We start from the raw sequence: 3,768 nt of genomic DNA, 5'->3' as shown, positions 1-3,768 counted from the left end.
CCCGGGGCCGCGGCGTTTCCCCGCGCGTTCGCTGAATTTGAATGTTCGCGTAAAAATGGCAGAGCCCGGCAAGGGTCAGTGTCTGCCAAATTTGCCGGCATGCCCACTGATACCCGCTGCAAAACCCCCGCGGCCCGGAAGCAACCCACTCCGGCCACGAGTTGTGCACCGACAACCCCTCCGCTGGCCCGCAGATTTGCTACGGTCGACCTGTGACCGCCCGGCAGCACAGCTCGGGGGAAGACAAGCCCCCGGCGAACCGCAACCCCGTGTCGAATATCGTCGGCCCGTTGACCGGTTCCGTCGCCAAGGCGGGCGGCTTCTACGCCCGCTCCTGGGGCGCCTACCTGGGCGGCACTCGCAGCGAGCTGCCCACCGCGCGGCCCACACTGTCGCTGGCCACCCACGCGCTTCGGGACGAGTTGGTGCTCGTGGGCCTGCACTGGCGGCGCCCACTGAGCGATCCGGCCGCCTACGAACGGATCAAACGCGAGGTCGTCGAGGCGGTCGAGTTCTACGGCGACCGCGGCTGGCTGGAGAAGCCGCAGGACTTCTTCGCCCCGCCCCCGGCCCCCGGCGCCGTGTCCATCCGCTCCTTCACCAGCCGCAGACGGACTCACGAGCGGATCAGCTACGACAGCGGTTACCAACCGCACCCCGGCGAGCCGGGCGCCGAGCGCTGGATGGGCTACACCGCCAACAACCGCGACTACGCAATGATGCTGCGTCACAAGGACGACGGGCGGGGGGAACCGCGGCCCTGGATGATCTGCGTGCACGGCACCGAGATGGGCCGCGCCGGACTTGATCCGACCCTGTTCCGGGCCTGGCATCTGCACGAGGACCTCGGTCTCAACGTCATCCTTCCGGTGTTGCCGATGCACGGGCCGCGCGCCAGGGGACTTCCCAGGGGGGCCGTCTTCCCGGGCGAGAACCTGATGGACGACGTGCACGGCACGGCCCAGTCGGTGTGGGACGTGCGACGGCTGATCGCCTGGATCCGGTCTGAGCAGCCCGGCGCCCGGATCGGGCTCAACGGAATTTCGCTCGGCGGGTACATCTCGGCGCTGGTAGCCAGCCTCGACGAAGATCTGACCTGCGCCATCCTCGGGGTGCCGCCGGCTAACCTGGTCGAACTGCTCGGCCGGCACTCCGGACTGCCCAGGACCGATCCCCGCCTGGAGATGATCACCCTGGCCGGTCCGATCGGCCGGATGCTCTCCCCGCTTTCGATGGAGCCGAAGGTGGCCCCGCAGGGCCGGTTCATCTACGCCGGGCTCGCCGACCGGATCGTGCACCCGCGCCAGCAGGTGGTTGCGCTGTGGGAGCACTGGGGCAGGCCGGACATCGGCTGGTACCACGGCGGTCATACCGGCTTCTTCCAGGCCCGCCCGGTCCAGCGCTATGTCGACGCCGCGGTGGCGCAGTCGGGCCTGTCCGACGACCGGCGGCCCCCGGAGAAGAAGTGACCGGCGCTGGAACCCCCTCGACACCAGCGACGGTCACCCCACCGTTGAGGATGCCCCGCGCCGCCGCCGGGTCGGGGGTCAGACGGTAACGCGAAGCCATCCGTCTCAGTACTACCCCGGCGAAGCCGAAGGCAAACCAGGCCCCCCTACACCTCGAGAATCCAAGCCTCGAGAATCCAAGCCTCGAGAATCCAAGCCTCGAGAATCTAAGCCTCGAGAATCGCCGCGACGCCCTGCCCGCCCGCGGCGCAGATCGAGATCAGTCCCCGCACCGGCCGCGAGGCCTCCTTCTGCTCGGCCAGCTGCTTGGCCAACTGCGCCAGGATCCGGCCGCCGGTTGCCGCGAACGGGTGACCGGCCGCCAGCGAGGAGCCGTTGACGTTGAGCTTGCCGCGGTCGATCGGACCGAGCGCCGAGTCCAGCCCCAACCGGTCCTTGCAGTACTCCTCGGACTCCCACGCCTGCAGGTGGCAGAGCACCACCGAGGCGAACGCCTCGTGGATCTCGTAGAAGTCGAAGTCCTGCAGGGTCAGTCCGTTACGGGCCAGCAGCCTGGGCACCGCGTAGGTCGGCGCCATCAGCAACCCGTCGTCACCGTTGACGTAGTCCACCGCCGCGGTCTCGGCATCCACGAGGTACGCCAGGGGGGCCGACGAATGCGCCCGCGCCCACTGCTCGCTGGCCAACAGCGCGACCGACGCACCGTCGGTCAGCGGGGTCGAGTTGCCGGCCGTCATCGTCGCGTCGCCGCCCTTCACCCCGAACACCGGGCGCAGCCCGGCCAGCCTCTCCGGCGAGGAGTCGGCCCGCAGGTTGTCGTCCCGATAGAGACCGAGGAAAGGCGTGACGAGGTCGTCGAAGAAGCCGCGGTCGTAGGCCGCGGCCATGTTGCGGTGGCTGGCCGCCGCCAACTCGTCCTGGTCGACCCGCTTGATGCCCATCTTCTTGGCGGTGAGGGCCGCGTGCTCGCCCATCGACAGTCCGGTGCGGGGTTCGCCGTTGGTCGGTATCTCCACCCCGAGCGACGCGGGGAGCCGACCGGCCAGCTTGAGCCGTTCCAGGTTCGACCTGGAACGGCGCAGCGCCAGCAGCGACCGGCGGAGGTCGTCCCCCAGTCCGATCGGGGCGTCGGAGGTGGTGTCCACTCCCCCGGCGGCGGCGACCTCGTAGCGCCCGGCGGCGATTCCGTCCGCCGCTGCGATCGCGGCCTGCAACCCCGTTCCACAGGCCTGCTGCAGATCAAAGGCGGGGGTGTACGACGACAGCGCGGTGCCCAGCACGCACTCGCGCATCAGGTTGAAGTCGCGGCTGTGCTTCAGGACGGCCCCGCCGACGACCGCCCCGAGGGTCTGCCCATGCAACCCGAACCGATCGACCAGCCCGGCCAACGCCGCGGTGAACATGTCCTGGTTGGAGGCCTCGGCGTAGGCGCCGTCCGAACGGGCGAACGGGATGCGGTTGCCGCCGAGGACGGCGACCCGCTGCCGGGTGGGGCTGGCCACGTCAAACCTCCGTGTGTCGGGACATGGGATACCGGGTATCGGGAGCCATCCTACCCGTCGTTCTTACTCTGGAGTAAGTTCTTAACCGATACCCGGATCACACCGACGCGAAAGGCACCCGACGTGGCTTCCGACCTTCTCTCCCAGGTGATCAACTCCGCCCCCGCGTCATTCCTGGCCAAGCAGTTCGGCGTGCCCGCACCCGAGACACTGCGCCGCTTCCGGCCGGGCGACCCGCCGCTGGCCGGGTCCCTGCTCATCGGTGGTGACGGCCGGCTCGCCGAACCGGTGCGGGCGGCACTGGCCGACGACTACCAGATCGTCGGCAACAATCTCGGCGGCCGGTGGGCCGACACCTTCGGCGGCCTGGTGTTCGACGCCACCGGCATCGGCGAACCCGGGGCGCTGCGCGACCTCCACACGTTCTTCACGCCGCTGTTGCGCAACCTCGGGCCCTGCGCCCGGGTGGTGGTCCTCGGCACCACCCCCGACCGGATCACCGGCAGCGACGAGCGGATCTGCCAGCGGGCGCTGGAGGGCTTCACCAGGTCGCTGGGCAAGGAACTGCGCCGGGGCGCCACCGCGGCGCTGGTCTACGTCTCCCCGGACGCCGAACCGGCGGCCACCGGTTGCGAGTCGACGCTTCGGTTCCTGCTCTCGGCGAAGTCGGCCTACGTCGACGGTCAGGTGTTCCACGTCGGCGCTGAGGGCTCGCACCCGCCGGCCGACTGGAACAAGCCGTTGGCCGGCAAGGTCGGCATCGTCACCGGCGCGGCCCGCGGCATCGGCGCCACCAT

The 3,768-nt window shown here is 69.9% G+C and carries 2 protein-coding genes and 1 pseudogene; 2 read left to right on the top strand and 1 reads right to left on the bottom strand.

Features of this window, described 5'->3' with window-relative positions:
* The first annotated feature begins 290 nt into the window (after positions 1–290).
* Complete coding sequence (locus ADBZ5U_RS14970) at positions 291–1,469, top strand: alpha/beta hydrolase family protein (protein ID WP_526811505.1); 1,179 nt, start codon at positions 291–293, stop codon at positions 1,467–1,469.
* A 206-nt stretch (positions 1,470–1,675) separates the two neighbouring features.
* Here the strand turns inward: ADBZ5U_RS14970 and ADBZ5U_RS14965 are convergent, their stop codons facing one another.
* Positions 1,676–2,971: an acetyl-CoA C-acetyltransferase gene (locus ADBZ5U_RS14965; RefSeq protein ID WP_526811504.1), complete on the bottom strand. Its 1,296-nt coding sequence runs from the start codon at positions 2,969–2,971 to the stop codon at positions 1,676–1,678.
* 96 nt (positions 2,972–3,067) lie between these two features.
* On the opposite strand from ADBZ5U_RS14965, the pseudogene ADBZ5U_RS14960 reads away from it, so the two are divergent.
* Positions 3,068–3,768: pseudogene (locus ADBZ5U_RS14960) on the top strand (3-oxoacyl-ACP reductase); the annotation flags it as partial.

The organism is Mycobacterium sp. (genome assembly GCF_040398885.1).
Classification (GTDB): Bacteria; Actinomycetota; Actinomycetes; order Mycobacteriales; family Mycobacteriaceae; genus Mycobacterium.
Note: the sequence above shows the minus strand (reverse complement) of the source record. Positions and strands in the feature narration are given on the sequence as shown.